Consider the following 23,895-nt stretch of genomic DNA (forward strand, 5'->3'; position numbering starts at 1 on the left):
CGCGCGAACATGCGCAATCCGCGTGGCCGCTCCCAAAATAAACCGGGAGCTGGGAAATGCATAAGACAAGAGGGGACCAGCAGATGCAGCGGGCCGCCGCTCCCCCGGCAGGGGAGTTGCACGGCCAGCGTCTTCTGCCGTCGACACAGCGTCGAGACCGAGGAGGATCGGCGAGCCTTCCTGTGGAAGGATCGCCCGACGAAGGGCACCGGCCAATGGAGTCCTGCCAGCTTCAGAAGGCTCGTGACCAAGCCTGTCGTCTGACGAAGCGGCAGGCCGAACAGGACCTTGATCCCTTTCGGGACATCACTGCGTGATGCCCTATCGGACAGTGGTCAGGCAGGCCTGGCTCGCGGCGTCGCTGTAGACCAGCTGGCCGCCGCGCTTGCCTGATGGCCTGGCGTGCCAAGGCGTTGACGGATCGAACCAACCTCTCGCGACATTGCTGCGCAATGCACTGCCGGTCAGCAGACGGTAAGCGACCCACGCTCTCGCAGCGACGCGTTGTAGATAGACCAGTTCAGGGTGCGGTAGCGGGTCGGGGCAGGCCTGGACATGCCGTCCAGCTATGGTGCCGGAGTCGCGATGTGAACCCCAACAGACTTCGTACAACAACGCCAGGTTCGGCCGTAACCTTGGTCAGATTGTTAGACGCGGGATATCAGCGGCGTTCGGAGCATTGCAGCGAAACGGCTGGACAGTCTTCCGTAGATTAGGTCTTTCGACACCCTGACAGGAGCGTAGCTCCGCTTCGCAGCACGGCCGGGCGGAAGCATCTTACCTCGCACCCGGCGCTGGCCCGTCTTCGTCGCGATGACGAATTCTGCAACGTCAGAGGGTGTCGCCGCGCCGTCCTGCCCGTTTCGGTCCGCCAGCGGCGCGGTCGGCCATGACGGCGCCGCGCGCGCCCATCGGCCTCTCGGCGCCGGTCGTCGTGTCGGCGGCGGTCTCGTGCTCGAGCTCGGAGTTCAGCTCTGCCCCGGTCACGACGACGATCGTGCTGATCCAGATCCAGGTCATGAAGCCGATCGCAGCGCCGAGCGAGCCATAGGTCGCGTCGTAGGAGCCGAAATTCGCGGCGTACCACGAGAACAGTCCGGAGAAGGCGAGCCAGAGTACCGCCGCGATCCCGCTGCCCCAGCTCACCCATCGCCATTCGGGTGGCTCCCGCGCCGGCCCGTAACGGTAGAGGAGCGCGATCAGCCCGGTCACCACCACGAGGAGGAGAGGCCAGCGCAACCAGTTCACCAGCGACTCGAGCTGCGCGCCGAACGCCATATTCTGCAAGATCGCCGGCACCGCGAGCACCGCGCCCATGGCCACGATCACGAAGACGAGCCCGCCCAGCGTGAAGGCGAGCGAGGTCAACGTCAGCCGTACGAAGCCGCGCGTCTCGTGTTCCTCGTAGGCGATGTTGAGCGCCTCGAAGATCGACTTCACCCCGGCATTGGCCGACCAGAGCGAGGTGCCGAGCCCCGCAGCGAACGCGAGCCCCAACCCGGCCGAGCCCTGCGCGGCCAGGGACTCGAGCTGACCGCTGATGATTTCCATCGCGCCGCCGGGCAGGACGCCCTCGAGCGCCGTGATGTGCCCCTCGATCGTCGCGGGATCGGCGAAGAGCCCGTAGATCGAGACCAGCGCGGCGAGCGCCGGGAACAGGGCGAGCAGCGCGTAGAAGGTCACGCCCGCGGCCACCAGCATGACGTGGTCGTTGGTGATCTCCGCGTAGGTCCGCTTGAGCACGTCCATCCAGCCGCGCCGCGGCAGCTCCGACGGAGCCTCGGCGTGGTGCGGCGACCGAGCATCGCCCCGCGCGGCGGCGTCGTGTTCATGGTCGCGGCGCCGCTGGCGCATCGCGTTGAGCCCGCCCGCGACCGCGAGCATGGCAAAGGCCTTCAGGCCACGGGATTTGGATGTTGTGCGCATGATCTCTGCAACGCTTCACGATCCCGAGCGTTCCGCCGGGATCGCAGGTTTTGACCGGTTGGTGTGACAGGCGCATCGCGCGGGGGCGCCTGTCGCCGCTTTTACGATCCGGTTCGACGCCTTGTGTTCAATCCGCGGGTTCGGTGACCTGCCTGTGCGGCATTGCGCGGTAGACGAGGTCGGCTTCGGCGGCGGCATGTGCGTCGGCCTGCCGGGTGAGCGCCGCGCGGTGGGGTGACTTGATGCAGACGGGGTCGGTCGCATCCGGATCGCCCACGATCGCCATCGCCTGACAGCGGCAGCCGCCGAAATCCACCCGCTTGCGCTCGCAGGAGGCGCAGGGCTCCTGCATCCAGCCGGTGCCGCGATAGGCCTCGAACGCACCGCCGTGATACCACGTCTGCGCCAGCGTCGTGTCGCGGACGTTGTCGAAGACCAGATGCGGGATCGAGGCGGCGGCGTGGCAGGGCATGACCTGTCCGTCGGGCGCCACCACGAGGCCGGTGGAGCCCCAGCCGCCCATGCAGCGCTTGGGATAGTTCGAATGGTAGTCGGCGGGCACGTAGTCGATGACGAGGACGCCCTTCAGCCGCGCGCGGGCTTCGGCCACGATGGCGTCGGCCTCGCGCGCCTGCTCCCGGGTGGGCATCATGGCGTCGCGGTTCCGGAGCGCCCAGCCGTGGAACTGCACGGTGGCGACCTCGATCCGGCGGGCGCCCATCTCGACCGCCATCTCTATGGCACGGGGAAGCTGATGCAGGTTCTGGCGGTGGAGGACCGCGTTCAGGGTCAGCGGGAAGCCGATCTCCCCGATCCATTCAGCGACCTTCATCTTGCGGTCGAATCCGCCGCGATAGCCGCCGATCCTGTCGGCCATCTCCGCCGTGGTGCCCTGCAGCGAAAGCTGGATGTGGTCGAGCCCGGCCTCGTCGAGGGCATGGAGGCGGCGTGCCGTCAGGCCGATGCCGGAGGTGATGAGATTGGTGTAGAGACCGGCCTCCCGCGCCGCCGTGATCAGCGGTTCGAGGTCGCGGCGGGACGCGGGCTCGCCGCCGGAAAGGTGGAGCTGCAACACGCCGAGATCGGCGGCCTGCCGGAACACGTCGACCCAGGCCTCGGTGTCGAGCTCGTTTTCCTGCCGCGCCAGCTCCAAGGGGTTGGAGCAATAGGGGCAGGAGAGGGGGCAGCGATGCGTGAGCTCCGCCAGCATGGCGATGGGCGGGCGGACGGTCGCGGGATCGGCGGTCATGGGTGAACCTCCAGAAAACGTCGATCGCGAAGCGCGCGGAGGAAGCCCGAGGCGTCCGAGGCGATCTGCGCGGGGCTGGCATCGTATCGGGCGGCGAGCGCCGCGGTGATCTCGCCGAAGGAGCGGATGCCGTCGATCTCCGAAAGGACGGCATGGCCCACCATGTCGAGCGACACGGCGCGCTCGGGCGCGAGGAGGACCCAGGCGTCGCGGACCCGGTCGCGGTGGAGTCGGACCCCGCGGGGCAAATAGGGGATCTGGCCGGGTTCCATCACGCGGCCTGCCGGTTCAGGAGGCCCTCGCCCGGCTGCCAGCCGCCCGGCGGGATGCGGGCCGGCTCCACATAGGCGGCGTGGAGGGCGTCGAGCTGTGACCAGAGCACGTCGGTCTTGAACACCAGCGCGGCGGCGGCGGCGTCCTGCTTTTCCTGCGTGTCCGCATGGTCGAGAACCCAGCCCAGACCGAAGGCCACGTCCTTCGGCGCCTCCTTCAACCGGTTCTGGAAGTAGGAAAGCGAGCTGTCATCGGCGAAATCGTAGTTCTGCAGCAGGCCGGCAATGCGGTCCTTGTGGATCTTGGGCGCGAAGAGTTCGGTCAGGGAGGCGGCGACGGCCTCCAGAAGCGTCTTCTCGCGCACGAAGCGCACATAGGCGTCCACGGCGAACTTCGTGGCGGGCAGCACGCCACGGGTGGAGGCCACGTAGTCGGGGTCGAGCCCCACCGCTTCGGCCAGACGCAGCCAGCGGCGGATGCCGCCCTCGTTGGTGTCGGTGCCGTCGTGATCCTCGATCCGCGAGCGCCAGCGGCGACGCAACCCGGGATCCTCCACGCGAGACATGAAGGCCGCGTCCTTCATGGGGATGGAATGCTGGTAGTAATAGCGGTTGATAACCCAGGCGCGGACCTGATCCGGGGTGCAGCCGCCGCCGTGCAGAAGCGTGTGGAACGGGTGGCGGTCATGGTAGCGGTCCGCCCCGATCTGTCGCAGCCGGGCCTCGAACGCGTCGCGGGAAGGGGTCATGGCACGATCTCCATTCCGTCCCGTCCGATGGTCCAGCCGGCGGCCTCGGCCTCCCGGCGTTCCGCGCTGTCGGGGCGCAGGACGGGGTTGGTATTGTTCATGTGGACGAAGACGCGGGTGCCGACGTCCATTCCCTCGAACGCGGCGATGGATCCGTCGGGGCCGCTCATCGACATGTGTCCCATGCGCTTGCCGGTCTTTTGCCCAAGCCCTGCGCGCACCATCTCGTCGTCCCGCCAAAGGGTGCCGTCGAAGAATACGAGGTCGGCGCCGCGGAGCCTGGCGCGAAGATCGTCCGTCATGGTCGCGCAGCCGGGGACGTAGAAAGCGTCGCGTCCCCCGGCGCGCAGATGGACGCCCACGGTCTGCTCACCGATCAGGTCCGTCTCCACCGTCTCGCCCTCCATGTAGAGCGGTACCTTGCCGGGCACCGGGAACAGCGTCGCCTCGAGTCCGGCCGCCAGCTCGAACGGCGTCTCCAGCGCGATGTCCGTCCGCGTCACGACCGTCGGGTTCAGCGCATCGAAGACCGGGTTGGTCCGGAGCACGGCATGGATGCCGGACGTGGCGAACAGGGTGAAGCCCTGCATCTCCCGTAGCACCAGAAGGCCCGCCACATGGTCGATGTCCCCGTTGGTGACGAGAACGGAGCGGAGCGGCACGTCGCGAAGGCCGGTCGGATGCAGCGCGGGCGTGTCCGCCAGCTGTTGTCGGATGTCGGGCGAGGCGTTCAGGATCGCCCAGTTCGTCCCGTCGGCGCTAACGGCCAGCGACGATTGCGTTTGAGCCGGAATGCGCCCCGCGCGGGCCAGCCGGCAATTCTCGCAGCCGCAGTTCCATTGCGGCAGACCGCCTCCGGCGGCCGCCCCCAATATGCGCGCGCGGAGCGTCATGTCCCTCCGCGCGCCTCCGGCTCAGAACAGGATCGGACCTTCGTCGCCGTCCGGGCCGTACATGTTGATTTCCATTCCGCACTCGATCTCGCGGATGATGGGCTTGGTCCACGCCATAGTCGTTTCCTCCACTCATGGCCCCGCCGGACCCGGCAGGGTTCCGGTAATATGACTGTCGATGGGGGGCGATTCAAAGGGTATCGGGCCTGCCGGACTAAATCTTTGGTATCGGTCCCGGGCCCGTCCGGCGCCACATACGGCCGAACCGCCGCGCCCCTACCGATCATCCGGCTGGCCTTCCAGTGCGGCGGCGATGGTGGTTCGCGCCTCGGCGAGATCGTCGTCGCGCAGCTCGGGCGGGTCGAACGGGGTCGGGCTGTGGCAGAGCACCGCTTCCACCGGGTAATGGTCGGAGCCGAAGCCGGGCAGGACCTCCATCGACAGGACGCTGAGGCCGCGCTGGTGCAGGACCTGATCGAGCGGCCAGGACATCCACCACGAATGCGCATCGTAGGACGGCATGAACCCCAGCGATTCCCGCGGGTCGATGAATCCGCCGATCCGCTGCATCCGCTCGATGGTCCGCTCCCACGGGACCGCGTTCAGATCTCCGGCCAGGAGGACGGGGCTTTCGGCCTCGCGCGCCTCAAGGGCTGCCCACATGAGCTCCGCGTCGCGGCCGGTGGAGGATTGGTCGGGATGCGGCGGGCGGGGGTGAATGCCGAAGACGCGGACGGTGTCGCCGGAGGGCAGCTCCACCGTCGCGAAGATGGCTGGCGCATCCTGCTCCACGGGGTAGACCGCCGCCGTCTCCCGCAGCGGGAGGCGGGAGCGCAGGTGCATGCCGAAATAGCTGCCGGTGATCTCCGAGACTTCGTTGGGCCAGCCGTCGGCGAGGTTGGCGAGCTCCGCCTCCCACCATTCGTTGGTCTCCAGCGCGAGGAGCAGGTCAGGCTCCCGTGCCCGTACCATTTCGAGGAGCGCACCGGACTCGCGGTTCCCGAGCTTCACGTTGGCGACGAGAATGGAGATACGGTCCTCGGGCGAACAGGACTCGGCCACGCCGTCCTGCGTCGGCAGGTAGGGAGCGATCTTCACGGCATTGTAGGCGATCGCCGCGAGCACCAACGCGCCGAGCCCGAGCCGCAGCCTGCGGCTGACCGGGACGCTGACGGCGAGAGTCCCGAGGAGGAGGATCAGCGCGATCAGGTATTGCAGGCGCGGGAAGTCCGTCATCCGCACCCACCATGCATTCGTCTCGATCAGCGCGAGGAAGCTCACGCCGACGAGGAAGAGGGTCGCCCCGCAGAGCGCCAGTTTCAGGATCGTTCGCATCGTCGGCTTTCCTGTCGGAGATCGGGGGCGGGCGTCAGAACCGTCCGACCGGGATCTTGAGGTAGTGATGCCCGTCCGCCTCCGCCTCCGGCAGGCGCCCCCCGCGCAGGTTGATCTGCAGCGCGGCCAGCATCCGGTTCGGGAGGGGCAGGGCGGCGTCCCGCGCCTCGCGCGTGGCGACGAAGTCCGCGCGCGACGTTCCGGCGCGGACGTGCTTGTTCTGCTCCAGGTGCTCGGCCACGCTCGCCTCCCAGGCGGGTTCGTCGCGGCCCTCGGCGCCGTAATCGTGGCCGACGAAAAGCCGCGTCGCGGGCGGACGGCGCAGGATCGACTGGAGCGAATCCCAGAGCTCGGCCGCGGAGCCGCCGGGGAAGTCGGCGCGGGACGAGCCCATGTCCGGCATCATCAGCGTATCGTGCACGAAGGAGGCGTCGCCCGCATGGAAGGCGATCGAGCCCAGCGTATGCCCGGGCGTAAGCTCCACCTCCACGGTCAGATCGCCCAGCGTGAACGTGTCGCCATCCGCGAAAAGCCGGTCGAAGTCCCGCTCGGGGTCGAGCTCGTCGGCGAGGTTGTAGAGTTCCCGCCAGAGCACGGCGATGTCGCGGACCTTCGCGCCGATCGCGTTCGGCGCGCCCGTGCGCGCCTTCAGCAGCGCCGACGCCATCACGTGGTCGGCATGGGGATGGGTGTCGAGGATCCATGCGGCCTCCAGCCCCTCGCGCGCGCAAAGCCCGAGCACCCGGTCCATCGCGGTCGTGTCGAAGCGGAAGCTCTTCGGGTCGAACCCCCAGACCACGTCGATAAGCGCGGCCTTCTTCGTCGTCGGGCAGGCGCAGACATACTGGATCGAGCCCGTATCCGGCTCGTAGCAGCCCCAGACGTCGGGGCTTCCCGGTCCGGTCGAAGGTGAATGGCGGATGTCGGCGTCGGTCATGGTTCAGGTTCCCTGCATCAGCGGCCCGGCCTTCGCAAGCCGGCCGAGCCAGATCCCCACGAGCATCGCCGGCACGAAGACGAGCGTGCCCGGCGCCGCCATCGGCAGCGCCGTCCAGGCGGGTCCGGGGCAGAAGCCGCCGATCCCCCAGCCGATCCCAAACAGCGCCGCGCCGGCAAGGAGCGGTCGGTCGATGTCGCGCCGCGTCGGCAGATCGAAGGACGGCATCAACACCGGGCGCGACCGCCGCCAGGCCAGACGGTAGCCCAGAAAGGCCGTCACCGTCGCGCCGCCCATCACGATGGCGAGACTCGGATCCCACGCGCCGGCCACGTCGAGGAAGTTGAGAACCTTCGCGGGGTTGGCCATGCCCGAAAGCAGAAGCCCGATCCCGAAGAGGAGCCCGGCCGCGAACCCCGCCGCCGCCCGCATCACGCGCCCCCCGCATGGCGCAGGACGTAGACCGTGAGCGCGGCGAAAGCCATGAACGTCGCCACCGCGGCGAGCGAGCGCCCCGAAAGCCGCGCCAGACCGCAGACGCCGTGCCCCGAGGTGCAACCCGAACCGAGCGAGGTGCCGATCCCGACCAGCAGCCCGGACACGGCCATCCACGGAAGGTCGCCGCTCACGACCTGTGCCGGAAAGCCGCCGGCGACGAGCGCCCAAAGAAGCGGCGCGGCGAGGAGGCCGCCGATGAAGGCAACGCGCCAATCCCGGTCAGGCCCCGCGACGGTGCCGGCGGTGATCCCGAGAATCCCGGTGATCCGCCCCAGCGCGGCCATCACGAACACGGCGGAAAGCCCGATCAGGATTCCTCCGGCGAGGGAGGCCCAGGGCGTGAAGTCGGTCGGCACGATGGGCGGCATCTGATCCTCTCGGCTGGCGGCGCGCAGGAACGGTCGACGGGAGTCCTCGACCTCTCGATGCTTTACTCGGCGACCCGGGCCGCCTAGTCAAACCTCATCGGGGGCCCATAGCTCAGCTGGATAGAGCAGCCGACTTCTAATCGGCAGGTCGAGGGTTCGAATCCTTCTGGGCCCGCTTACCATTTTCATTTGTCCTTCTATTTCAGGTTCTTGGGGGATATTTTGGCGAACCTTTCGGGGTGGTTCGCCAAGGTCTGTGCCGGTTTTGTCCCGGCGAGGGCCTTCATCGCCTGCTCTCCGCCGAGGCGACGGTCGGCCTTGTCGATGTACGGTTGGACCTCGGAAATGGTCTTGTGCCCTGTCACGGCGATTATCTGCGGGCCGCTTAGGCCCAGCTCCGCCATGCGCCTGGCAATGCCCTTGCGGAGGCCGTGCGAGGCACAGTCGGGCAGATCGGCGGCATCGCACCACTTTCGCATCTCCTTTCCGAGCCCGCCGGGCGAGCGTGACGCCCCCTGGCGAGTCTGAAGGAACGTGAAGGCATCCGAGGGGCAGGCGTCGAGGACCGGCACCAAGTCCGGGTGCAACGGTATGTCGATGACGATACCCGTGCGCTTCACGGTCTTTCCGCGTCGGTAGATCAGGCGGTGGCCGCGGATGTTCCCCCAGCCCAGGGCGCAAGCGTCCTTCCGGCTGGCCCCCGTGTAGAGCATCAGCATCATGGCGCGGTGTGCGAGGGTGCCGGGTGCGTGAACGTCGAGGAAGCGGACAATCTCGCCTTCGTCCCACGTGTGGAAGCCCCCTTGGGGCAGCTCGTACATCTTCACGCCTCGCGCCGGGTTCGTCTCAATCCATTCAAGGTCGAGCGCGTGGTCGAGGAGCTGGCGAAGGCGCTTCAGCCGGTTGTTCGCGGCGGCGGGCGTCTCGGCCTTTTCCGCCATCAATGCCTTGACGTGCCGGCGCTTCAGGCCGGCGATCCGCTTCCGACCGTGTTCGACGCGCATGGCCTCGATCACGCCGCGATAACTCCGCCTGGTGGTGTCGCCCAGGCCAAGCCACTCCTTTGACTGGTAGTAGGACGCCACCAGAGCGTCGAAGGACAGGGGGACTGTCCGTTCCGCACCGATCAGCCCGCGCGTCTTCTCGCCCTGCATGGCCGCCTCGTAACGCGCTGCAAAGTCGTCGGACCCGTAGTCCTTCCCCAGCTCGGCACTGAAGCCACCCTTGCGGAAGCGCCAGCGGCGCGTGCCGTGGCGATCCGTGTAGGGGGTAGCCCCCGGGAACTGGCGGCGGCGCTTCATGGTCAGTCCCAGTCGCTCGGGCCGCTCTCGGTCGCGGTGCTGTTGATCGTGTAGATGCGGATAGTGCCATCGGGCAGCACGTCGGTTCGTGTGATCGGGGTATCCGCGTCCCGAAAGGCTTTCAGGACGCGAGCAAGCGCGGCTTGGGTGGGGCTCGCCTTACGATTGGCCATCGTTCGACCCCTCCTGCTCGCCCTGGCGCGTCATGTTCAGCGGCGACAGGTACTCGTCGCCGCCCTCGATTTTGCGCATGTTCTCAAGCCGCCGGATTTCGTTGGGCGACATCCACCCCCACTCACGAGCAATCCGGTAGGCCTCGAAACGGGCCTTCTGGTCGCCTCGCAGGAGGCCTAGGAGGTCGTGCTCCACGAAGTACCGCCTACGGCCCTCAGCGGTCAGCAGGGCGGCCGTCATGGCCTGCTCGATGCGTCGGGCCATCGGGGCGAGGCATCGTTGCACAAGCGCCCGGCTTTCGCCGTCGACGTTCGAATAGGTCGCGTTGTCGGTGATACCGACGACGGTCGGCGGGACGCTGAAAATCCGCGCCACGTCCATGTTCGTGAGCTTCCGGCTTTCCAGGAACTCGGCATCCTTTGCAGGCGGTGACATGGTTTTGAAGTCGGCCCCGCCGTCCATCAAGATCAGGCCAGACCCGTCGTCCTCGGTCTCGATCTTCTGACGCCACGAGTCGAGCAAGCGGTCTCGAAGCTCCGGCGACATGGTGTGCGGCGTCGACAGGACGCCCCTTGAACGGAAGGCCCTGGTCGTCTGTTTGGCGGTTTGCTCCTGTTGGGTGAGGGCAAGCGCGAAGGTCTCGCGGCTGTGCTGGATCGGGGACACGCCCATCACTCCGTCGCGGTCGAGCCGGTAGCGCAGGTGCAGGATTTCTTCCTGCACGTGGGTCCGCGATGCGCCGCTGCGCGCGGGCGACACGCGGTAGCGCAGCCGCCCCGATTCCAGCCGCTCCACTCCGACCAAGCGCGGGTGCAGCGGGTGCAGGGCGTCGACTTGGCCGCGCCCGTTCCACTCGATCCGCGCGAAGGCGTTTCCGTGCGTGAGGAGCGACACCACAAGGAACTCCCGCCCTTCAAAGGCCGTCATCGTCTCGTTGAACCTGTCGTGAAGGACCTCGTGCAGCGGATGCCCCGTCGCCAGCTCGCGGCCACCGTCTTCCGTCCGCGCGTAAAGGTTGAGCGGCATGGCGGCGAGGTTCTGCGAGATGACGCTCATGCAGGCGTTCGCGACCGCAAGGCTCGACGCCCGGTCGGCGTCCACGAAAGTCCCGCCCGTGCTGCGCTGGCCCAAGAAGGTGGTCAGCGACGGGTCGGACAGGCCAACGGTCATGTCCCGACGATGCTCGCGGCCGAAAAGGCGGGATAGAAAGCTCACCGGGTCAGCTCCAAGATCTGAAGAACGCGCGCCGCGTGGGCGAGGCCGGGGGGCAGGGGCTTCGCCTGGGACCGGGCCGTGACGACGGTCGAGGCATAGGCCGGGAAGGCGGCGACGACGGACACCTCGAAGAGGTCGACCGCGCGCAGCTCGCGGCGATCGCCGTCGCGGGCTTCGTCGCGGGCCGTGAACCCAAAGCTCATGCCGCCCAGGTCGCCACGCTCGGCCAGTGCCAGCACGTCGCGGCCCGCCTGGGTGTCAGGTACGTCGAGGTCGAACGCGAGCCCCCTCGTGTCTTCGGACAGGCGCAGCGTCCCGGAACGGGTGCGGGCGAGGACGCGGGCGGCATCGTGGTCGACCAGGGCGAGAATGTCGGGGTTCGCCGTCAGGGTCGCCCGGAACGCGCCGGGGGCGATGGTCTCCACGACACCGCCCCCGATCCTGGCTTCCGCGCCGAAGACCGCCGCGTAGCCTTCGAGGCGGCGGCCCTTGGCGCGCAGCTCGTCGGTCAGGAAGCGGCGCTCGACGGCCATCAGGACACCGCCGCCCACCGGAACCCTTCCGGGTGCCGAACGGCCACGTCGCAATCGAGGAAGGCATGGATCAGCGCGCCGCCCTTCGACGCCACGTCGGCGTGATAGGGGTTCACAAGAATGTCGATGCCCGACCAATAGCCCAGGTACAAGCTCGCCCATTCTCCATAGACCAGCGCATCGGCGTCGAGCGCAGCTCCTATGTTGCCGGGAACTTGGGTGGAGGTCTCGACGCGCTCGCCGTGGAACTGTTCCGCCGTGGTGATCACGTGCCCGTCCGTGTCGCGCACCTTCCGTGCCTTCGCCATAAGCGAGGGGTTCGTCAGGAACGCGCGGGTGCCTGTCACGTCGTCGGTTTCGAGCGCCGCGATCAGGTCGGCCGTCAGGTCGGACAGGAGTTGCGCCCCCGCGATGCCGGGCAGCTCTGCCACATTCGAGTCGGCAAGGATGCCGGTCGGTTCGTTCGCTCCACCGCCCCGGATTGCCGCCGCGTCGAGACGTTGCGACAGGAGATAGGCGAGGTCCGCGCGCAGGATCGGTTCCAACGCCGCGCTGGACTGAAGAAGCATCTTCCGCGATACCTCGTATTCCGCCGCGACGGTCTTCGGGTCCATCCGTGTCTTCTTGAACTTCGGGTCCGAACGGGGCGCGTCGGTATGCTCCGCGATCCACCCGGCCGTGCCGGACTCTGTAAGGCGGGGCAGGTCAAGGTTTCCGGTCAGGCCGCGCAGCACGGTCGCGCCAAGGCCCTCGATCCGCAAGGCGGCACGGCGGCGATCCGTCATGGCGGCGAGGTCGGTTGCGATCAGGTTGCTGCCCGGCCCCGCGCCCGGCGTCGTCGTCTTGAGGACGCGCGACTCGCCGCCGAGAATGACCTCGGTCGGGATCATCACGCCACGGACCTCGCCCCGGTCGCGGGACAGCTCCTGGTGCCATTCGGATTCCATCCCGGTCAGGACGCCGGAACGGCTTTCGGATAGCGCCTTCGCTACGCTGTAGCCTTCCAGACCCCGGCGCTCGACGCTTCCGGTGACGGTATCGGCGCGCCCTTCAAGGCGTTCGAATTCGGCCAGGCGCTCGGCATCGGTCAGTCGACGGTTCAATCCTTCGACCTCGCCCGTCAGAGCGTCAAAGCGAGTCCGCTCCTCGCCCGACAGGTCTCGGTTTTCGGTCTCGGCCTTGGTCGAGATGGTCTTGAGCTCCGCGATCTTCGCGGCCCGCTTTTCCTTGATTTCCTGCGTCTTCATTGTCTGTCCATCTCCGGGATCATGCCGTCATCGCGACGGGGGGCTAAGGGTCCATCAGGCCGGAAACCGGCACGGGGCCATGCCGCATCTCTGCGGGAAACTTGTGCGAGCAACGCTCGGATCGCGGGCAGCTTGGTGCGAAAGGCGCGTTCCTGTCGGGCGGCTTCGCGCTCCGCCGCGTCGATCAGCGCGTTGAACTCGAAGCGTTCGGCGGGACTCATGCTGCCCTCGCCTGAAAGGGGGTGCGGGGTCGGCCGTCGTCTGCGGCTGCGGATAGCCGCGCGAACCTCGCCCCAACGATCCGACCAGCCGACCCCGCAAGGATCGTCGCCGTAAGCAAGGGCAAGGCGATCTTCATTCGTCCGTGTCCTCCTCGGACACTTCCCCGGCGCGCATGGGCGAGCCACTGAAATCCCACACGACGGACTCGGCAATCTCGGCAATGGCCGATCCCTGAATCCTCAACACGGTCGAAAGCGGGCCGGTCTCTTTGCGGAGAACGTCGATGATGCGGCGTCGATGAACCACGTCATCGGCGTCCCAGGGATCGTCGCTCATCGGGGCGAAGACCTCCTCGGAACCGTCGACATACTTGATCGTGATCGACTTTGCCCCGGCGTCGAACCGAAGCTCCGCGATCTTCGCGGCCTCGTCGGGATCGCTGACGATCTGCGCGAGACGTTTCTCCGCGGGCGGCTTAACCCCTGCGGACGGCCAATCCTCTATCGGCATGGAACCACCGTTCCGAGTCAGACCGTGAAGAAGGTAAAGACCCTCATGCGGTGTAAAAGCGGAGCTGTTGAACCCGTATCCCGTCACAAGTTTCGCGACGAATGAAGGCTTGGCGGTCCAGATTTTTCGCCCCACGCTCTTGGGCAGCCATCCCGTTCCGTCCGCGTCTTCCTGTTGCAAGCTCCGGTACACTTGCTGAAGGTCCGACCAGCCAAGGCCGAGGGCCGTGGCGGTCTTCTTGGCTGCGTCGAGCAGCGAATCGTTCTTATGGGTCATGCTGGCATCCGATCTTTTTGCCACCATGACCCGTGTGATTGCGGTTTGCAATCCCAAACACCAATGACTAGACGAGCCGCCGGGGCAAACCGTCGAGCCCCGTGATGGAACGCCAGACCGCGATCATCATTCGGAAGTCACCTTCTTCGAGCTCCTCGCGCCACGCATCGCTTCCCACGGTCGACACCGGCCCCGACTCGCGCCACTGGACCCAAAGAAGCGCGAGGATGCCCTCACGGGTCTTCGGGCGGTGTATCTCCATCTGGGCGAGGATCGCGTACTGGCGGGAGCCCAGCTCGCGCGACCAGCGGGTCTCTTCGTCCATGGTCAGATGGCCATTGGGGGTATTCCATTCCTCATGGATGGCAAGCCAGGCGTGATAGAGCGCCATGAAGCGTTCGTCGCCGGTCGGCGTCGCGTTCGCCGCAAGGGGCAGGGCGGCAGGAACCGCCAGGGCGGGAAGGGTGGCGCAAACGGCGCGACGGGTCATGTGATGGGTCATCTTCGGTCTCACAGATAGACGGCTTTCGAAGGCCGTTGCCCGGGGCGGCCGGGCGCCGGGGCGTTCGAAACGTGCTGTGAGACACGCGAGCCGATTTCCCCCAAGGGGTCTTGTATGACGGCTCCGCCCCGACATACTCTGTCGGAGATGCAGCGGCCGCCAAGCCGCTCGTCGTTTAGACCGCCCTTCCAGAACGGAAGGAACCTCGCCAAAGGTCATGCGGTCGATCACAGTCCGGGTTTCGACGCCCACCGGCACCATGCCCGTCACCACGACGCCGATCAAGCCCCTTCCAGGGGCCTGTAGGCGTCCGACGGCAATCTGGGCTCTTCGATACAGCAGCAAAATCAACCCGGACAACCGCTTACGCGACGGGTTCTTGCAAAGTTCTTTATATCCGTTAATAGGAAAACCGCAGGGTGTTGACGCACCCTGCGGTTGAAGCAACCCGCCGTTAGCTGGCGGATGATTTGTGAATTCACTCATGTGCAATCGCATGAGGGGAATCTGAGGTCAAGCGTCCAGCTGACGGCTCCACAATAGGAGCCTTCAATGGCTTACGACGACGACTACTCAAGAAAGCCTAGCTATCGCCTAACCTACTCTGATGCCCTCGTAATTTGGGGTCGGTACAGGAAAGGTGAGTTTCAAAACCGGATCGCTGCTGACTTCGATGTGAACCCGGCACGGGTCAACGAGGTGCTGAAGGGTAAGCGCTTCCCCGGTAGCGAAGACGCGGCAGGCCGAATGACCTGAAGAGGAGGGGCGGCCTAAGCCGCCCCTTTTTCCGAGTACTTTGCCAAGCCCAACCGGGCCTATTCCATCAGCTCCGCCAGCCACGCGGGGATTTCCTCCGCCTCTTCGCGGTCGACTGCTGCCAGCGCCATCGCCAGCGCCACCAGGCCGTCAATCCGGCCGCTGCTCTTGTTCTTTGCCAGCTTGCGGTTCCCCGCCGGGTCCATCTCCACCACGGCGTTCGAGGCGCAGAATTGCAGCACCGGGTTCCCGCCGTGCCGCAGGCGCGCCTCCGCAACCAGGCGCTCCATCTTGTCGAGGGCAGGGGCCATGTCCCGGAAGCCCTGGCCGAACGGCTCGATGGGCGGCTCCGCCCCGATCCGGCCAAGTTCGCGCTTCAGATCCTCGATCCGCCACCGGTCGTAAGCGATGCGTTGCACGTCGTAAGTCTCGCAGGCCTCCGCGATGGTCTCCGCGATCACGCCCGGGTCGACCACCGCGCCCGGAATGAGCGTCAGCAGGCCCTGCCGTGCCCAGAGGTCATAGGGTACCCGGTCCTGGTCGGATTTATCCTCGATGCCCTGTGCAGGCAGAAAGAAGCGCGGCAACACGTCGAAGCCCCCGGCGTCGTCGGGGAAGACGAAGACCAGGGCCGTCAGGTCGCGCGACTGCGACAGGTCGAGCCCGCCCCAGCACTTCCGCCCTTCCAGCGCCGCGAAGTCGACCGCCCCGCCGTTCGCCGTCCACTCGGCCTTGGCGATGAAGCGGACATGCGCTTCGACGCGCTGGTTCAAGATCAGGTTTCGGAACGACTGCTCGGCGGCGGGCATCCGCTTCGCCTGGGACGCGAGGCGGCGCACGTCGCCCAGGGACCGGAAGTCGCCGAGGGCAGGGTTCGCTTTGTGCCAAGTCGCCTCGGACCAAGGATCATCGTCCTCGTCCGCGCCGTAGAAGGTCAGATGGAACGACGGGTCTTCGACCTCGCCCGCCTCGATCTTCAGGCCGTAGTCCACCAGCTCGGACATCACCGCCGTATCGTTGGCCGCCTGGGTGCTGATAACGCAAAGCAACGGATTGTCCCGCGCGCCCATAGCGGTGTCGAGGGCGTCGTATAGGTCGCGCTTGGGGGCGGTGCCCAGCTCGTCGTAGATGGTGAATGACGGCGAAAGGCCCTGTTTGGTCGAAGCGTCGGCCGACAGCGCGGCGAAGATCGAGCCCTTGCCGTGCCCGGTCGTCACTTCGATCCGCTTGCTATGGCGAATGACGTTCACGCGCGCGTCCAACTCGACATGCGCGTCGAGGATCGCGACCATCTCCGAGAAGGTCTTACCGCTTTGGGCCTTGTCGTTCGCGGCCGCATAGACCTCGCCCCGACCCTCCGCCTCCGGTCCCAGCAGGTGGCACAGGCCCAGACCGGCGACGAGCTGCGTCTTCCCGTTCTTCCGGGCCATCGACAGGACCGCTGTGCGCACCGGGCGGAAGCCCGCGTCGTCCGTCGCGTAGATCGCCTCGAGGAAGTCGCGCTGCCAAGGCCGGACCTTCAGCTTTGTCCCGGCGAGCGAGCCCTGGGTGATCGGCAGGTCCTCGAGGAAGGCCACCACGCGATCGACACGGGACAGACCGGGTTCGTCCCACGGTAGGACGGCCCGGCCAGACGAATGGACCGTCTCGGCCGGGCCGAAAAGGTCCGCAGGGCGCTCGTAGGCGAGCGCGATCCGCGGCTTCGCTCCCGGTCCTCTAAGTCCCATAAAATCAGTACCCTAACTAAGTGTGCGCGCTTGGTGGGTGTCGGTCTCCAGCTCGGCAGTCTCCCGTGATCTCATGGCCCCCCACCCCACCAGCCGTCGCTGGGGTCGACGGGGTTGCCGTCCGCGCCGCAGCCTTTGAAGCGACGGCCCGTCGCGTTGCCGCGCGCCCTGTCAAAGCTCGCGGTTTTCTCGTCGTGGCAGCGCTTGCACAGGGACATCAGCCCGGCCAGTTCGGGGAACGCAGGCCCGCCCTGGCGGATCGGGGTGATATGGTCCACGACGGTCGCCTCAACAAGCCTGCCCCGACGCTCGCAGATGAAGCACAGGGGGCACGCGGCCAGCTTGACCAGTCGGAGCCGCTTCCAGTTGGAAGTGCAATACGGCCACGCTGCCATCAGGCAACCTTCCGGGCAAGGCGGGCCAGCTCGTGGGCAATCTCCGACTTTTCCTCGTGGAACCGGTGCGGGTTCCGATGATCGGGCGACAGGCGGCGCAGGCGGCTTGCCAGCTCGGCCAGCAGGTCGGACGGACGCTCGACGGGCGCGGGGCGTTCATTGCGCTGCATGTCGGCTCGCCTCCCCATCGAGCACCGCCGCGAAGAACGCTCGCGCCTCCGCTCGGCCTGCCGCGCACGTTGGCGGCGCTTTGGTCGGAAGGGCGAAGAAGACGGTATCGCCCTTCTTCGCCTTCCGACCCAGCGGCGTGTTGCAGAGCTTCGGTAAGCCTTCGTCAGCAAGCCAAGCGGCCCAGCGGTTCAGCGAGCCGAAGTCCGTCGAAGGCACGATGCGCGGACCGTGCGTGATCGAGCCGAGGAAGCGGTGATCGCGGTAGCGGATGGGGATCGGGTCGGGTGCGTCGCTCGCGCGCGCGCTTTGGTGACTCTTTGGTTCTTTATTATAGGGGGTGACACGGTTGTCACCTTTTGGCGTCACGGTTGTCACCGCTGGCTCGTCTTTCGGACGGGCGTAAGACGACAGATTTGTCACCCTTGGACGGCCGGTTTCCGTCGCCAAAGTGGCGGGCATCTTGCACCTGAACTCGGACTTTCGACTCTTGCCGCGCGCTCGATGGACCTCGATCCATCCGCCCGCTTCCAGCTCGCGGATCGCCCGCTGGACGGAGCGTTCGGACTTCCCGACGTCGAGCGCGATATCCTCAATCGTGTGGCTACAGCATGGCGAGTCTCGGTCCGACAGATCGTCACAGAACGCTGCCGCGAGAACCTTCGCGGCGTCCGACAGGTCGCGGGACTTGCGAAGGGCGCGCTTCCAATCCCAGCGGTCGCGGTTCCAGTTATCCATGACGCACCTCGCCAGCCCGGACGGGTTGCGAAAGGCGCGCGGCGGGGCTATCGTCTCGCTCGATCAGCCCGTCAAAGCTATCACGTTGGACGCCGCTCTCGATTGCAGTCGAGGCGGCGTTTTCCGTTGTTGCGGAGCGTTCAAGCCGGTTCGCCAAGCTCGGGATTTCGTCAATGGTATCAAAGGGGGCTTCGACGCGGTTCGCCAAGCCAAGCCTTTGATCCGTCGCGATGTATTCTTGCCTTCTGGGCCCGCGCCTTCCCCATTTGCCGGTTCGCGCCGCGGGCGGATTCCGCGATTGGCGTTGCCTGCCTAGGCGAGCGCGTCGTCCAGAGACACGAGGCGACGGCGGTCCTCATCCCAAAGCTTCAGGCGGACGCAGCGCAGGCTTTCGACCAGCGTCAGCCGCTGTGCCCCGTCGAGACCGGGATGGTCGCGCAATACGGCGGGAAGACGATAGAACGGGATCCGGCTGTTGAGGTGATGCACATGATGCAGTCCGATATTGGCCGTCAGCCAGTGAAGCGGCGCCGGAAGGTCGTAATGCGAGCTGCCATGCAACGCCACTTCGTGCAGGTCCCAGTCCGGCTCGTGTTCATAGAGCGTCTCCTCGAACTGGTGCTGGACGTAGAACAGCCACACGCCCACCGTCGCGGCGAACAGGGTCGTCGGAAGAAACAGCAGGAGGACCGGCTCGAGACCGCCGAAGGCGATGATGAGCCCAAGGACGATTGCCACGGCGAGATTCGTGCCCATCGCGCTTACCCAGTAGCGGGCGCCAGCCCCCATCAGCCCCAGGGGCAAGCGGTTCTCGAAGAGGAACACCCATGCCGGCGCAAGGCCAAAAAGAACGATCGGATGCCGGTAAAGCCGATAGCGCAGGCGACCGAGCGGGGACTGCGCCCGATACTCGGCCGCCGTCATCGTGTAGACCTCGCCCGGGCCTCGCCGGTCGAGATTGCCCGCCGCCCCGTGATGCGCCGCGTGGATGCGACGCCAGACATCGTAGGGCGTCACCGTCAGCACCCCGAGCGCACGGCCGACCCAGTCGCCCAGGGTCTTGTTGCGGAACAGGGAACCGTGCCCGCAATCATGCTGGATCACGAAGATCCGCACGAGGAACGCGCCGTTGAGGAGCGCGATGGCCACGGCAAGCCATGGGCTCACGGAGATGGCCCACCAGCCCAGGGCCCACAGCAGCAGGAACGGTCCGAGCGTTACCGCGATCTCTATCAGGCTGCGGCGATCGGAGGGCTCGCGGTAGCGCGCCAGGATGGGAACCCAGCGCCGCGCTTCCGCGGCGGCAACGCTGTCAGGTGAGGTGGTCATTGAATGGGTCTCCGGCGGGGCCCCAAGGCTGCGGGGCCTGAAGCGCGGTAAGTAAAGGCAGATTGGCTGGCGCATGGACGGTCGTGCGCATTTCGGGCCTCATCGATCTAGATACCGTCCATCCGGAACGCATCAGCGACGCAAGGCCGAATCGGCAAGAGCAAGGTAACGTTGCCGTGGATTGGTACCCCTCGCTCCCGGCGGACGCATTGCGCACAGCTTGCAGATATACAAGCGTTTCCTGCGACGCTCACCTGCATATTGTCGAATAGCTTCGAAGATATGGCTCGAATACTCCGGCTGACATTTGTACGTGCCGTCCGGCGCAACATAGAGGTCGCGCTTCGATATTCTACTGCGGCCGGCGACCTTGTTGCCCAGAGCCTGCCTTGGGTTCCCTTAGCGGGTCGAGCGGCGGAGCCGGGTGGCCTGTCCAGGCCTGGTCCGACCCGCGCCGGCACCCTGAACGGGTCCGCCATCGACGCCTTGGCACGCGGTGCCTTCGGATCCGCGCGGCGGCCAACCGATATACGACGCCGCCGCCGGTCAGGCGTGTCTGAGCACTGCCCGGCAGGGCCTCCCACGACGATGTCCGAAGGGATCGAGGTGCTGTTCGGATCGCCGCTGCGGCGGACCACCGGCGTCGTCGCCAGCCGACCGAGGCTCGCGGGGCTCGACCGGCCGGTGCCCTTCGTCGGACGATCCTTCCGGAAGGCTCGCCGATCCTCCTCGGTCCCGAGGCTGTGCCGGCGGCGGAAGACCCTGGCGGTTCGACTGCCCCGCCGGGGTGGCGGCAAAGCTGCTCGGCCATGAGCTCACCGCACGAGACTTCGACAGACAAACCGCCAAACATCAGACCCGCATCGTCATCCTCAACCGCGGCATCCCCGTCACGGAACCCGTCGGCTGACCCCCACGGGGGAAAGGGGAAGCTCGGCCTTCAGGCGTTTCGTGCAACAGGGCCGCGACCGGGTCACAAAACATTCCCGGTCGCGTTATCGGCGATGGCCCTTCGTCTCGGCGTCAGTCCTCGCGGATCACGTGGACCGAGCGTTGCGGGAAGGGGATCTCGATGTCGGCGGCGTCGAGGGCCTGCTTCACCTCGCGGTTCATGTCCTTCCAGTAGCCGAAGAACTCGAGTCGCGGCACCCAGGCGCGAACGAGGAAGTCGACGCTGGAGGCATTGAGCGCGTCGACCTTGATGGTCGGCTCGGTGTCAGAGAGGAAGCGCGGATCGGCGGTGATCGTCTCGCGGATCACCTCCTCCACCCGGCCCAGATCGGCGCCGTAGCCCACGCCGAAGATCCATTCCGCCTGCCGCGTGTCGTAGGCGGAGTAGTTGGTGATCGTATTTCCCCAGACCTCGGAGTTCGGGATGATGATCTGGTAGTTGCCGATGCTGGCGAGTTCGGTGAAGTTCAGGTTGATCGCCTTCACCGTCCCGCTCTCGCCGTTGATCGTCACGTAATCGCCGACCTTGAGCGGCCGGAAGAAGATCAGCATCACGCCCGCCGCCACGTTCGACAGCGTCCCCTGCAACGCCAGGCCGATGGCGAGGCCGGCGGCACCGATGACCGCGACGAGCGAGGTCGTCTGGATGCCGAAGGTGTTGAGCACGATCAGGAAGCACAGGCCCAGGATCGCGTAGCGCGCGAGGTTGGCGAGGAAGTCGAACAGCGTATCGTCGAGGCGCGCATGGCGCTTCGACAGCGCCTCGATCCGGCGGGCGACCCAACCGGAGATCATGAACCCCGCAAGGATCACGAGAATCGCGGAAAGCAAGCTGCCGAACACCGCCACGAGGAATTCGAGCGACACGAAGTCGTCCAGTCTGCGCCCGTTGTAGATCTCGGTCGTCAGCAGGTCTTCCATGGTCGCCTCAGCTCAGGTCGTCGATGCGACGTGCGAGGTCGGTGTCCCGCTGCGTCAAGCCACCTGCATCATGCGAGGTCAGCCGGATGTCCACCCGGTTCCAGCGGTTGGACCAGTCCGGATGATGGTTCGCCGCCTCCGCGAGCAGGGCCACGCGCGACATGAAGGCCCAAGCCTCGGAGAAGTCGCGGAACTTGAAGCTGCGTTCGATGCCGCCGTCGCGCTCGGTCCAGCTGTCGGGAACGGTCATTCCTGCTCCTCCATCTCGACGCGCCGGAACGGGCCGAACGCGGTCAGAACCTCGATATCCTCCTCGACCGCGCGCGCCTCCGCCTCGAGGAACTGCGCCACGGCGCGGCGGAACCCCTCGTTCGGGATGTAGTGCAGGCTGTGGCAGGTCACCGGCAGGTAGCCGCGCGCGAGTTTGTGCTCGCCCTGCGCGCCCGCCTCGACCCGGCCCAGCCCGCGGGCGATGGCGTGGTCGATGGCCTGATAGTAGCAGACCTCGAAATGCAGCATCGGATGATGCTCCACCGCGCCCCAGTAGCGCCCGTACAGCGTGTCGCGCCCGATGAAGTTGAGCGCCCCCGCCACCGCGCGCCCGTCACGCTCGGCCAACACCAGAAGCACGTCGTCGCGCATCGTTTCCTGCACCGCGTCGAAGAAGGCGCGGGTCAGGTAGGGGCGGCCCCATTTGCGCGCGCCCGTGTCTTGGTAGAAGCGCCAGAACGCATCCCAGTGCTCCGGCCGGATCGCGTCGCCGGTATAAGCGCGGATCGTGCCGCCGAACTCCTGCGCGACCTTGCGCTCCCGGCGGATGGTTTTGCGCTTGCGGCTCGACAGCGCGGCGAGGAAATCCTCGAAGCTGCCGTAGCCGTCGTTGACCCAGTGGAATTGCTGGCTCGACCGGGGCATCAGGCCCATCGCCGCGCCGGCCTCGCGCTCGGCCTCGGTGCAGAAGGTGACGTGGAGGGAGGAGAGGTCGTTGCTCTCCGTCACGCTGACCGCGCCTTGCACCAGCGCGGAGACGCCCACTTCCTCGAAGCCCGGGCGGACGAGGAAGCGCCGCCCGGTGGCGGGGGTGAAGGGCACGGCGATCTGCAGCTTCGGGTAGTAATCGCCGCCTGCACGCTCCCAGGCATGGGCCCAGTTGTGGTCGAAGATGTATTCGCCCTGGCTGTGACCCTTCGCGTAGAGCGGCGCGCAGGCGATGGCCTCGCCCCCGGCCCGCGCGATCAGGTATTGCGGTTGCCAGCCGGAGCGTGCTCCGACACTCCCGCTCGTCTCCAGCGCGTGAAGGAAGCGGTGGGTCGTGAACGGATCGTTCGGCGGCCCGCCATCGGCAGCTTCGGGGCAGGCGCAGGCGTCCCAGGTCGCGGCGTCGAGGCCCGACAGGCTCGGCAGGACGCTGATCTCGATCTCGGTGGTGTCGCGGTCGGGGGTGATGCGCTCATTCATGGGGGACAGGTGGGGCCGCCTCCGGCTCGGGCAAGTAGCCCTCGAAAGTCACGTTGTCGGCAATCCGCCGCACCTCCGCCTCTTGCGCGGGGGAGCGGATGGTCCAGCACAGGACCGGCAGGCCGGCGGCCTTGATCTCGGCGATCCGGGGCATGTCGAGCGCCTCGGCCTCGTGGCTCACGAAGCTCGCGCCGACGCGGTCGAGGTCGGGCATGCGGGCGAGGCGCTCGCGCGTCGCCGGCGACAGGTCCGGCCAGTCCCGGGCGTGAAAGGCGGAGGTGACGAGGCCGCGCGGCAGGTGAGGCGCCTGTGCTTTGAACCACGCCACGGAATGGGGGTTGAACGACATCACCGCCACCGCGCCCGCATAGCCGTCGAGCGTGGCGATCACGGCCCGCTCCAACGAGCCGACATTCGGCCCCATGTCGCCGTCCCGGTCCTTGATCTCGATGAGCAGCGGCACGCGCCCCGCCACGTGGTCGAGCACCTCCGCCAGCCGCGGAACGCATTCCGTCCCGCCGCGCAGGGGCAGGCGGGACAACGCCTCGGCCGGAAGGCTGTCGATCGTCCCGGTCGCGCCGGTCAGGCGGTCGAGCCGATCGTCGTGGAACGCCATCGCCACGCCGTCGGCGGAGGGCTGCACGTCGAGCTCGATCGCGTAGCCCCGCGCCATGGCCGCTCCGAACGCGGCCATGGAGTTCTCGGGCCGGCCCGCGTTCCGGTCGTGCAGGCCCCGGTGGGCGATGGGTGCGGACAGAAACGCCTGCGGCAGCGTCATTTCAGCCGGAAGATGCCTTCGATCTCGACCGCGACGCCGAAGGGCAGGTTGGCGCCCACGGCAGAGCGGGAATGCCGTCCGGCCTCGCCCAGCGCCTCCACGAGGAAATCGGATGCGCCGTTCACGACCTTGGGCATGTCGCCGAATTCCGGCGTGCAGTTCACGAACCCGGTCAGCTTCACGACACGGTCGAGCCGGTCGATGTCGCCGTCGCAGGCCGCGCGGACCTGCGCGAGCAGCGAGATGGCGCAGGCGCGCGCCGCGGCGGCACCGTCCTCGACGCTCATGTCATGGCCCAGCCGCCCCTTGATCAGGCCGTCCGGCCCGTTCGAGACCTGTCCCGAAACGAAGAGCAGGTCGCCCGAGCGCACGCTCGGCACATAGTTCGCGGCGGGCGCGGGCGCGTCCGGCAGGGTGATGCCCATCCGGGACAGGTTTTCGGCGATCGACATGGGGTAAGGCCTCCG

General features: G+C 67.1%; 28 protein-coding genes, 1 tRNA gene and 2 pseudogenes. 3 read left to right on the forward strand and 28 right to left on the reverse strand.

The genetic code is table 11. The annotated features are described in order from the left end of the window. Positions 1-68 precede the first annotated feature (68 nt). The 11 genes and pseudogenes from Q1B08_RS16380 to Q1B08_RS16430 all read right to left on the reverse strand — a co-directional run. Positions 69-557: pseudogene (locus tag Q1B08_RS16380) on the reverse strand (transposase); the annotation flags it as partial. 274 nt (positions 558-831) lie between these two features. Next, positions 832-1,926: a YihY/virulence factor BrkB family protein gene (locus tag Q1B08_RS16385; protein WP_299821308.1), complete on the reverse strand. Its 1,095-nt coding sequence runs from the start codon at positions 1,924-1,926 to the stop codon at positions 832-834. Positions 1,927-2,053: 127 nt separating this feature from the next. Further along, on the reverse strand, positions 2,054-3,175 hold the full coding sequence (gene pqqE, locus Q1B08_RS16390) for a pyrroloquinoline quinone biosynthesis protein PqqE (RefSeq protein WP_299821310.1): 1,122 nt from the start codon (positions 3,173-3,175) through the stop codon (positions 2,054-2,056). Beyond that, positions 3,172-3,447, reverse strand: coding sequence for a pyrroloquinoline quinone biosynthesis peptide chaperone PqqD (gene pqqD / locus Q1B08_RS16395; RefSeq protein WP_299821312.1), 276 nt, complete (start codon positions 3,445-3,447; stop codon positions 3,172-3,174). Before pqqD ends, pqqE begins: the two co-directional genes overlap by 4 nt. Beyond that, complete coding sequence (gene pqqC, locus Q1B08_RS16400; protein WP_299821314.1) at positions 3,447-4,196, reverse strand: pyrroloquinoline-quinone synthase PqqC; 750 nt, start codon at positions 4,194-4,196, stop codon at positions 3,447-3,449. Before pqqC ends, pqqD begins: the two co-directional genes overlap by 1 nt. Next, on the reverse strand, positions 4,193-5,089 hold the full coding sequence (gene pqqB / locus Q1B08_RS16405; protein WP_299821316.1) for a pyrroloquinoline quinone biosynthesis protein PqqB: 897 nt from the start codon (positions 5,087-5,089) through the stop codon (positions 4,193-4,195). Before pqqB ends, pqqC begins: the two co-directional genes overlap by 4 nt. A 21-nt stretch (positions 5,090-5,110) precedes the next feature. After that, positions 5,111-5,206: a pyrroloquinoline quinone precursor peptide PqqA gene (gene pqqA, locus Q1B08_RS16410; protein WP_299821318.1), complete on the reverse strand. Its 96-nt coding sequence runs from the start codon at positions 5,204-5,206 to the stop codon at positions 5,111-5,113. A 159-nt stretch (positions 5,207-5,365) separates the two neighbouring features. Continuing rightward, entirely contained in the window at positions 5,366-6,424 is a 1,059-nt protein-coding gene (locus tag Q1B08_RS16415) for an endonuclease/exonuclease/phosphatase family protein (protein WP_299821320.1), read from the reverse strand. A 34-nt stretch (positions 6,425-6,458) separates the two neighbouring features. Further along, a complete protein-coding gene (locus tag Q1B08_RS16420; RefSeq protein ID WP_299821322.1) occupies positions 6,459-7,361 on the reverse strand; it encodes an MBL fold metallo-hydrolase in 903 nt (300 codons plus the stop codon). Positions 7,362-7,364: 3 nt separating this feature from the next. Further along, the gene (locus Q1B08_RS16425; RefSeq protein ID WP_299821324.1) at positions 7,365-7,793 is read right to left on the reverse strand and encodes a DUF6691 family protein; all 429 of its coding nucleotides are present in this window, start codon (positions 7,791-7,793) and stop codon (positions 7,365-7,367) included. Then, positions 7,793-8,227, reverse strand: coding sequence for a YeeE/YedE thiosulfate transporter family protein (locus Q1B08_RS16430; protein ID WP_299821326.1), 435 nt, complete (start codon positions 8,225-8,227; stop codon positions 7,793-7,795). Before Q1B08_RS16430 ends, Q1B08_RS16425 begins: the two co-directional genes overlap by 1 nt. Before the next feature lie 101 nt (positions 8,228-8,328). Between Q1B08_RS16430 and Q1B08_RS16435 the strand changes: the two genes are divergently transcribed. Beyond that, a tRNA-Arg gene (locus Q1B08_RS16435) sits at positions 8,329-8,402 on the forward strand. A gap of 22 nt (positions 8,403-8,424) precedes the next feature. Here Q1B08_RS16435 and Q1B08_RS16440 read toward each other — a convergent pair. The 7 genes from Q1B08_RS16440 to Q1B08_RS16470 form a co-directional block, all read right to left on the reverse strand. Further along, positions 8,425-9,528: a tyrosine-type recombinase/integrase gene (locus Q1B08_RS16440; RefSeq protein ID WP_299821328.1), complete on the reverse strand. Its 1,104-nt coding sequence runs from the start codon at positions 9,526-9,528 to the stop codon at positions 8,425-8,427. A 2-nt stretch (positions 9,529-9,530) separates the two neighbouring features. After that, the gene (locus Q1B08_RS16445) at positions 9,531-9,701 is read right to left on the reverse strand and encodes a hypothetical protein (protein ID WP_299821330.1); all 171 of its coding nucleotides are present in this window, start codon (positions 9,699-9,701) and stop codon (positions 9,531-9,533) included. Further along, positions 9,688-10,917: a phage portal protein gene (locus Q1B08_RS16450; protein WP_299821332.1), complete on the reverse strand. Its 1,230-nt coding sequence runs from the start codon at positions 10,915-10,917 to the stop codon at positions 9,688-9,690. The genes Q1B08_RS16445 and Q1B08_RS16450 overlap by 14 nt, the downstream gene beginning before the upstream one ends. Next, on the reverse strand, positions 10,914-11,450 hold the full coding sequence (locus Q1B08_RS16455) for an HK97 family phage prohead protease (protein ID WP_299821334.1): 537 nt from the start codon (positions 11,448-11,450) through the stop codon (positions 10,914-10,916). Before Q1B08_RS16455 ends, Q1B08_RS16450 begins: the two co-directional genes overlap by 4 nt. Next, a complete protein-coding gene (locus Q1B08_RS16460; protein ID WP_299821336.1) occupies positions 11,450-12,697 on the reverse strand; it encodes a phage major capsid protein in 1,248 nt (415 codons plus the stop codon). Before Q1B08_RS16460 ends, Q1B08_RS16455 begins: the two co-directional genes overlap by 1 nt. A gap of 354 nt (positions 12,698-13,051) precedes the next feature. After that, positions 13,052-13,705 (reverse strand): hypothetical protein, encoded by a 654-nt coding sequence (locus Q1B08_RS16465; RefSeq protein ID WP_299821338.1) that lies wholly within the window; start codon positions 13,703-13,705, stop codon positions 13,052-13,054. Positions 13,706-13,772: 67 nt separating this feature from the next. Next, positions 13,773-14,195, reverse strand: coding sequence for a hypothetical protein (locus Q1B08_RS16470; protein ID WP_299821340.1), 423 nt, complete (start codon positions 14,193-14,195; stop codon positions 13,773-13,775). Between the two features lie 564 nt (positions 14,196-14,759). Here Q1B08_RS16470 and Q1B08_RS16475 point away from each other — a divergent pair. Beyond that, entirely contained in the window at positions 14,760-14,963 is a 204-nt protein-coding gene (locus tag Q1B08_RS16475) for a hypothetical protein (RefSeq protein ID WP_299821342.1), read from the forward strand. Positions 14,964-15,022: 59 nt separating this feature from the next. Here Q1B08_RS16475 and Q1B08_RS16480 read toward each other — a convergent pair whose 3' ends face one another. The 5 genes from Q1B08_RS16480 to Q1B08_RS16500 form a co-directional block, all read right to left on the reverse strand. Next, positions 15,023-16,690, reverse strand: a complete 1,668-nt coding sequence (locus Q1B08_RS16480) for a terminase TerL endonuclease subunit (protein ID WP_299821344.1) — start codon at positions 16,688-16,690, stop codon at positions 15,023-15,025. A gap of 71 nt (positions 16,691-16,761) precedes the next feature. Beyond that, positions 16,762-17,085 carry an HNH endonuclease signature motif containing protein gene (locus Q1B08_RS16485; RefSeq protein ID WP_299821346.1) on the reverse strand — a complete coding sequence of 108 codons (324 nt, stop codon included), beginning with the start codon at positions 17,083-17,085 and terminating at the stop codon, positions 16,762-16,764. Then, positions 17,085-17,255, reverse strand: coding sequence for a hypothetical protein (locus Q1B08_RS16490; RefSeq protein ID WP_299821349.1), 171 nt, complete (start codon positions 17,253-17,255; stop codon positions 17,085-17,087). Before Q1B08_RS16490 ends, Q1B08_RS16485 begins: the two co-directional genes overlap by 1 nt. Continuing rightward, positions 17,242-17,991, reverse strand: a complete 750-nt coding sequence (locus Q1B08_RS16495; protein WP_299821351.1) for a hypothetical protein — start codon at positions 17,989-17,991, stop codon at positions 17,242-17,244. The genes Q1B08_RS16490 and Q1B08_RS16495 overlap by 14 nt, the downstream gene beginning before the upstream one ends. Before the next feature lie 312 nt (positions 17,992-18,303). Then, on the reverse strand, positions 18,304-19,320 hold the full coding sequence (locus tag Q1B08_RS16500; RefSeq protein ID WP_299821353.1) for a fatty acid desaturase: 1,017 nt from the start codon (positions 19,318-19,320) through the stop codon (positions 18,304-18,306). 796 nt (positions 19,321-20,116) lie between these two features. Between Q1B08_RS16500 and Q1B08_RS16505 the strand changes: the two are divergent. After that, positions 20,117-20,230 (forward strand): annotated as a pseudogene (locus Q1B08_RS16505) (IS5/IS1182 family transposase); the annotation flags it as partial. Between the two features lie 113 nt (positions 20,231-20,343). On the opposite strand, the gene Q1B08_RS16510 reads toward Q1B08_RS16505, so the two are convergent. The 5 genes from Q1B08_RS16510 to Q1B08_RS16530 are packed head-to-tail and all read right to left on the reverse strand — an operon-like array spanning position 20,344 to position 23,880. Continuing rightward, positions 20,344-21,192, reverse strand: coding sequence for a mechanosensitive ion channel domain-containing protein (locus Q1B08_RS16510; RefSeq protein ID WP_299821355.1), 849 nt, complete (start codon positions 21,190-21,192; stop codon positions 20,344-20,346). A 7-nt stretch (positions 21,193-21,199) separates the two neighbouring features. After that, positions 21,200-21,442: a 4a-hydroxytetrahydrobiopterin dehydratase gene (locus Q1B08_RS16515; protein WP_299821357.1), complete on the reverse strand. Its 243-nt coding sequence runs from the start codon at positions 21,440-21,442 to the stop codon at positions 21,200-21,202. Then, a complete protein-coding gene (locus tag Q1B08_RS16520; protein WP_299821359.1) occupies positions 21,439-22,650 on the reverse strand; it encodes a GNAT family N-acetyltransferase in 1,212 nt (403 codons plus the stop codon). The genes Q1B08_RS16515 and Q1B08_RS16520 overlap by 4 nt, the downstream gene beginning before the upstream one ends. After that, the gene (locus Q1B08_RS16525; protein ID WP_299821361.1) at positions 22,643-23,428 is read right to left on the reverse strand and encodes a glycerophosphodiester phosphodiesterase family protein; all 786 of its coding nucleotides are present in this window, start codon (positions 23,426-23,428) and stop codon (positions 22,643-22,645) included. Before Q1B08_RS16525 ends, Q1B08_RS16520 begins: the two co-directional genes overlap by 8 nt. Then, positions 23,425-23,880 carry a RidA family protein gene (locus Q1B08_RS16530; RefSeq protein ID WP_299821363.1) on the reverse strand — a complete coding sequence of 152 codons (456 nt, stop codon included), beginning with the start codon at positions 23,878-23,880 and terminating at the stop codon, positions 23,425-23,427. Before Q1B08_RS16530 ends, Q1B08_RS16525 begins: the two co-directional genes overlap by 4 nt. Positions 23,881-23,895 lie beyond the last annotated feature (15 nt).

The organism is uncultured Jannaschia sp., assembly GCF_947494025.1.
GTDB lineage: Bacteria > Pseudomonadota > Alphaproteobacteria > Rhodobacterales > Rhodobacteraceae > Jannaschia.

Coding starts and splice junctions, on each gene's coding strand:
- Q1B08_RS16385 (WP_299821308.1), bottom strand. CDS start 1,926: ATGCGCACAACATCCAAATCCCGTGGCCTGAAGGCCTTTGCCATGCTC.
- pqqE (WP_299821310.1), bottom strand. CDS start 3,175: ATGACCGCCGATCCCGCGACCGTCCGCCCGCCCATCGCCATGCTGGCG.
- pqqD (WP_299821312.1), bottom strand. CDS start 3,447: ATGGAACCCGGCCAGATCCCCTATTTGCCCCGCGGGGTCCGACTCCAC.
- pqqC (WP_299821314.1), bottom strand. CDS start 4,196: ATGACCCCTTCCCGCGACGCGTTCGAGGCCCGGCTGCGACAGATCGGG.
- pqqB (WP_299821316.1), bottom strand. CDS start 5,089: ATGACGCTCCGCGCGCGCATATTGGGGGCGGCCGCCGGAGGCGGTCTG.
- pqqA (WP_299821318.1), bottom strand. CDS start 5,206: ATGGCGTGGACCAAGCCCATCATCCGCGAGATCGAGTGCGGAATGGAA.
- Q1B08_RS16415 (WP_299821320.1), bottom strand. CDS start 6,424: ATGCGAACGATCCTGAAACTGGCGCTCTGCGGGGCGACCCTCTTCCTC.
- Q1B08_RS16420 (WP_299821322.1), bottom strand. CDS start 7,361: ATGACCGACGCCGACATCCGCCATTCACCTTCGACCGGACCGGGAAGC.
- Q1B08_RS16425 (WP_299821324.1), bottom strand. CDS start 7,793: ATGCGGGCGGCGGCGGGGTTCGCGGCCGGGCTCCTCTTCGGGATCGGG.
- Q1B08_RS16430 (WP_299821326.1), bottom strand. CDS start 8,227: ATGCCGCCCATCGTGCCGACCGACTTCACGCCCTGGGCCTCCCTCGCC.
- Q1B08_RS16440 (WP_299821328.1), bottom strand. CDS start 9,528: ATGAAGCGCCGCCGCCAGTTCCCGGGGGCTACCCCCTACACGGATCGC.
- Q1B08_RS16445 (WP_299821330.1), bottom strand. CDS start 9,701: ATGGCCAATCGTAAGGCGAGCCCCACCCAAGCCGCGCTTGCTCGCGTC.
- Q1B08_RS16455 (WP_299821334.1), bottom strand. CDS start 11,450: ATGGCCGTCGAGCGCCGCTTCCTGACCGACGAGCTGCGCGCCAAGGGC.
- Q1B08_RS16460 (WP_299821336.1), bottom strand. CDS start 12,697: ATGAAGACGCAGGAAATCAAGGAAAAGCGGGCCGCGAAGATCGCGGAG.
- Q1B08_RS16465 (WP_299821338.1), bottom strand. CDS start 13,705: ATGACCCATAAGAACGATTCGCTGCTCGACGCAGCCAAGAAGACCGCC.
- Q1B08_RS16470 (WP_299821340.1), bottom strand. CDS start 14,195: ATGACCCGTCGCGCCGTTTGCGCCACCCTTCCCGCCCTGGCGGTTCCT.
- Q1B08_RS16475 (WP_299821342.1), top strand. CDS start 14,760: ATGGCTTACGACGACGACTACTCAAGAAAGCCTAGCTATCGCCTAACC.
- Q1B08_RS16480 (WP_299821344.1), bottom strand. CDS start 16,690: ATGGGACTTAGAGGACCGGGAGCGAAGCCGCGGATCGCGCTCGCCTAC.
- Q1B08_RS16485 (WP_299821346.1), bottom strand. CDS start 17,085: ATGGCAGCGTGGCCGTATTGCACTTCCAACTGGAAGCGGCTCCGACTG.
- Q1B08_RS16490 (WP_299821349.1), bottom strand. CDS start 17,255: ATGCAGCGCAATGAACGCCCCGCGCCCGTCGAGCGTCCGTCCGACCTG.
- Q1B08_RS16495 (WP_299821351.1), bottom strand. CDS start 17,991: ATGGATAACTGGAACCGCGACCGCTGGGATTGGAAGCGCGCCCTTCGC.
- Q1B08_RS16500 (WP_299821353.1), bottom strand. CDS start 19,320: ATGACCACCTCACCTGACAGCGTTGCCGCCGCGGAAGCGCGGCGCTGG.
- Q1B08_RS16510 (WP_299821355.1), bottom strand. CDS start 21,192: ATGGAAGACCTGCTGACGACCGAGATCTACAACGGGCGCAGACTGGAC.
- Q1B08_RS16515 (WP_299821357.1), bottom strand. CDS start 21,442: ATGACCGTTCCCGACAGCTGGACCGAGCGCGACGGCGGCATCGAACGC.
- Q1B08_RS16520 (WP_299821359.1), bottom strand. CDS start 22,650: ATGAATGAGCGCATCACCCCCGACCGCGACACCACCGAGATCGAGATC.
- Q1B08_RS16525 (WP_299821361.1), bottom strand. CDS start 23,428: ATGACGCTGCCGCAGGCGTTTCTGTCCGCACCCATCGCCCACCGGGGC.
- Q1B08_RS16530 (WP_299821363.1), bottom strand. CDS start 23,880: ATGTCGATCGCCGAAAACCTGTCCCGGATGGGCATCACCCTGCCGGAC.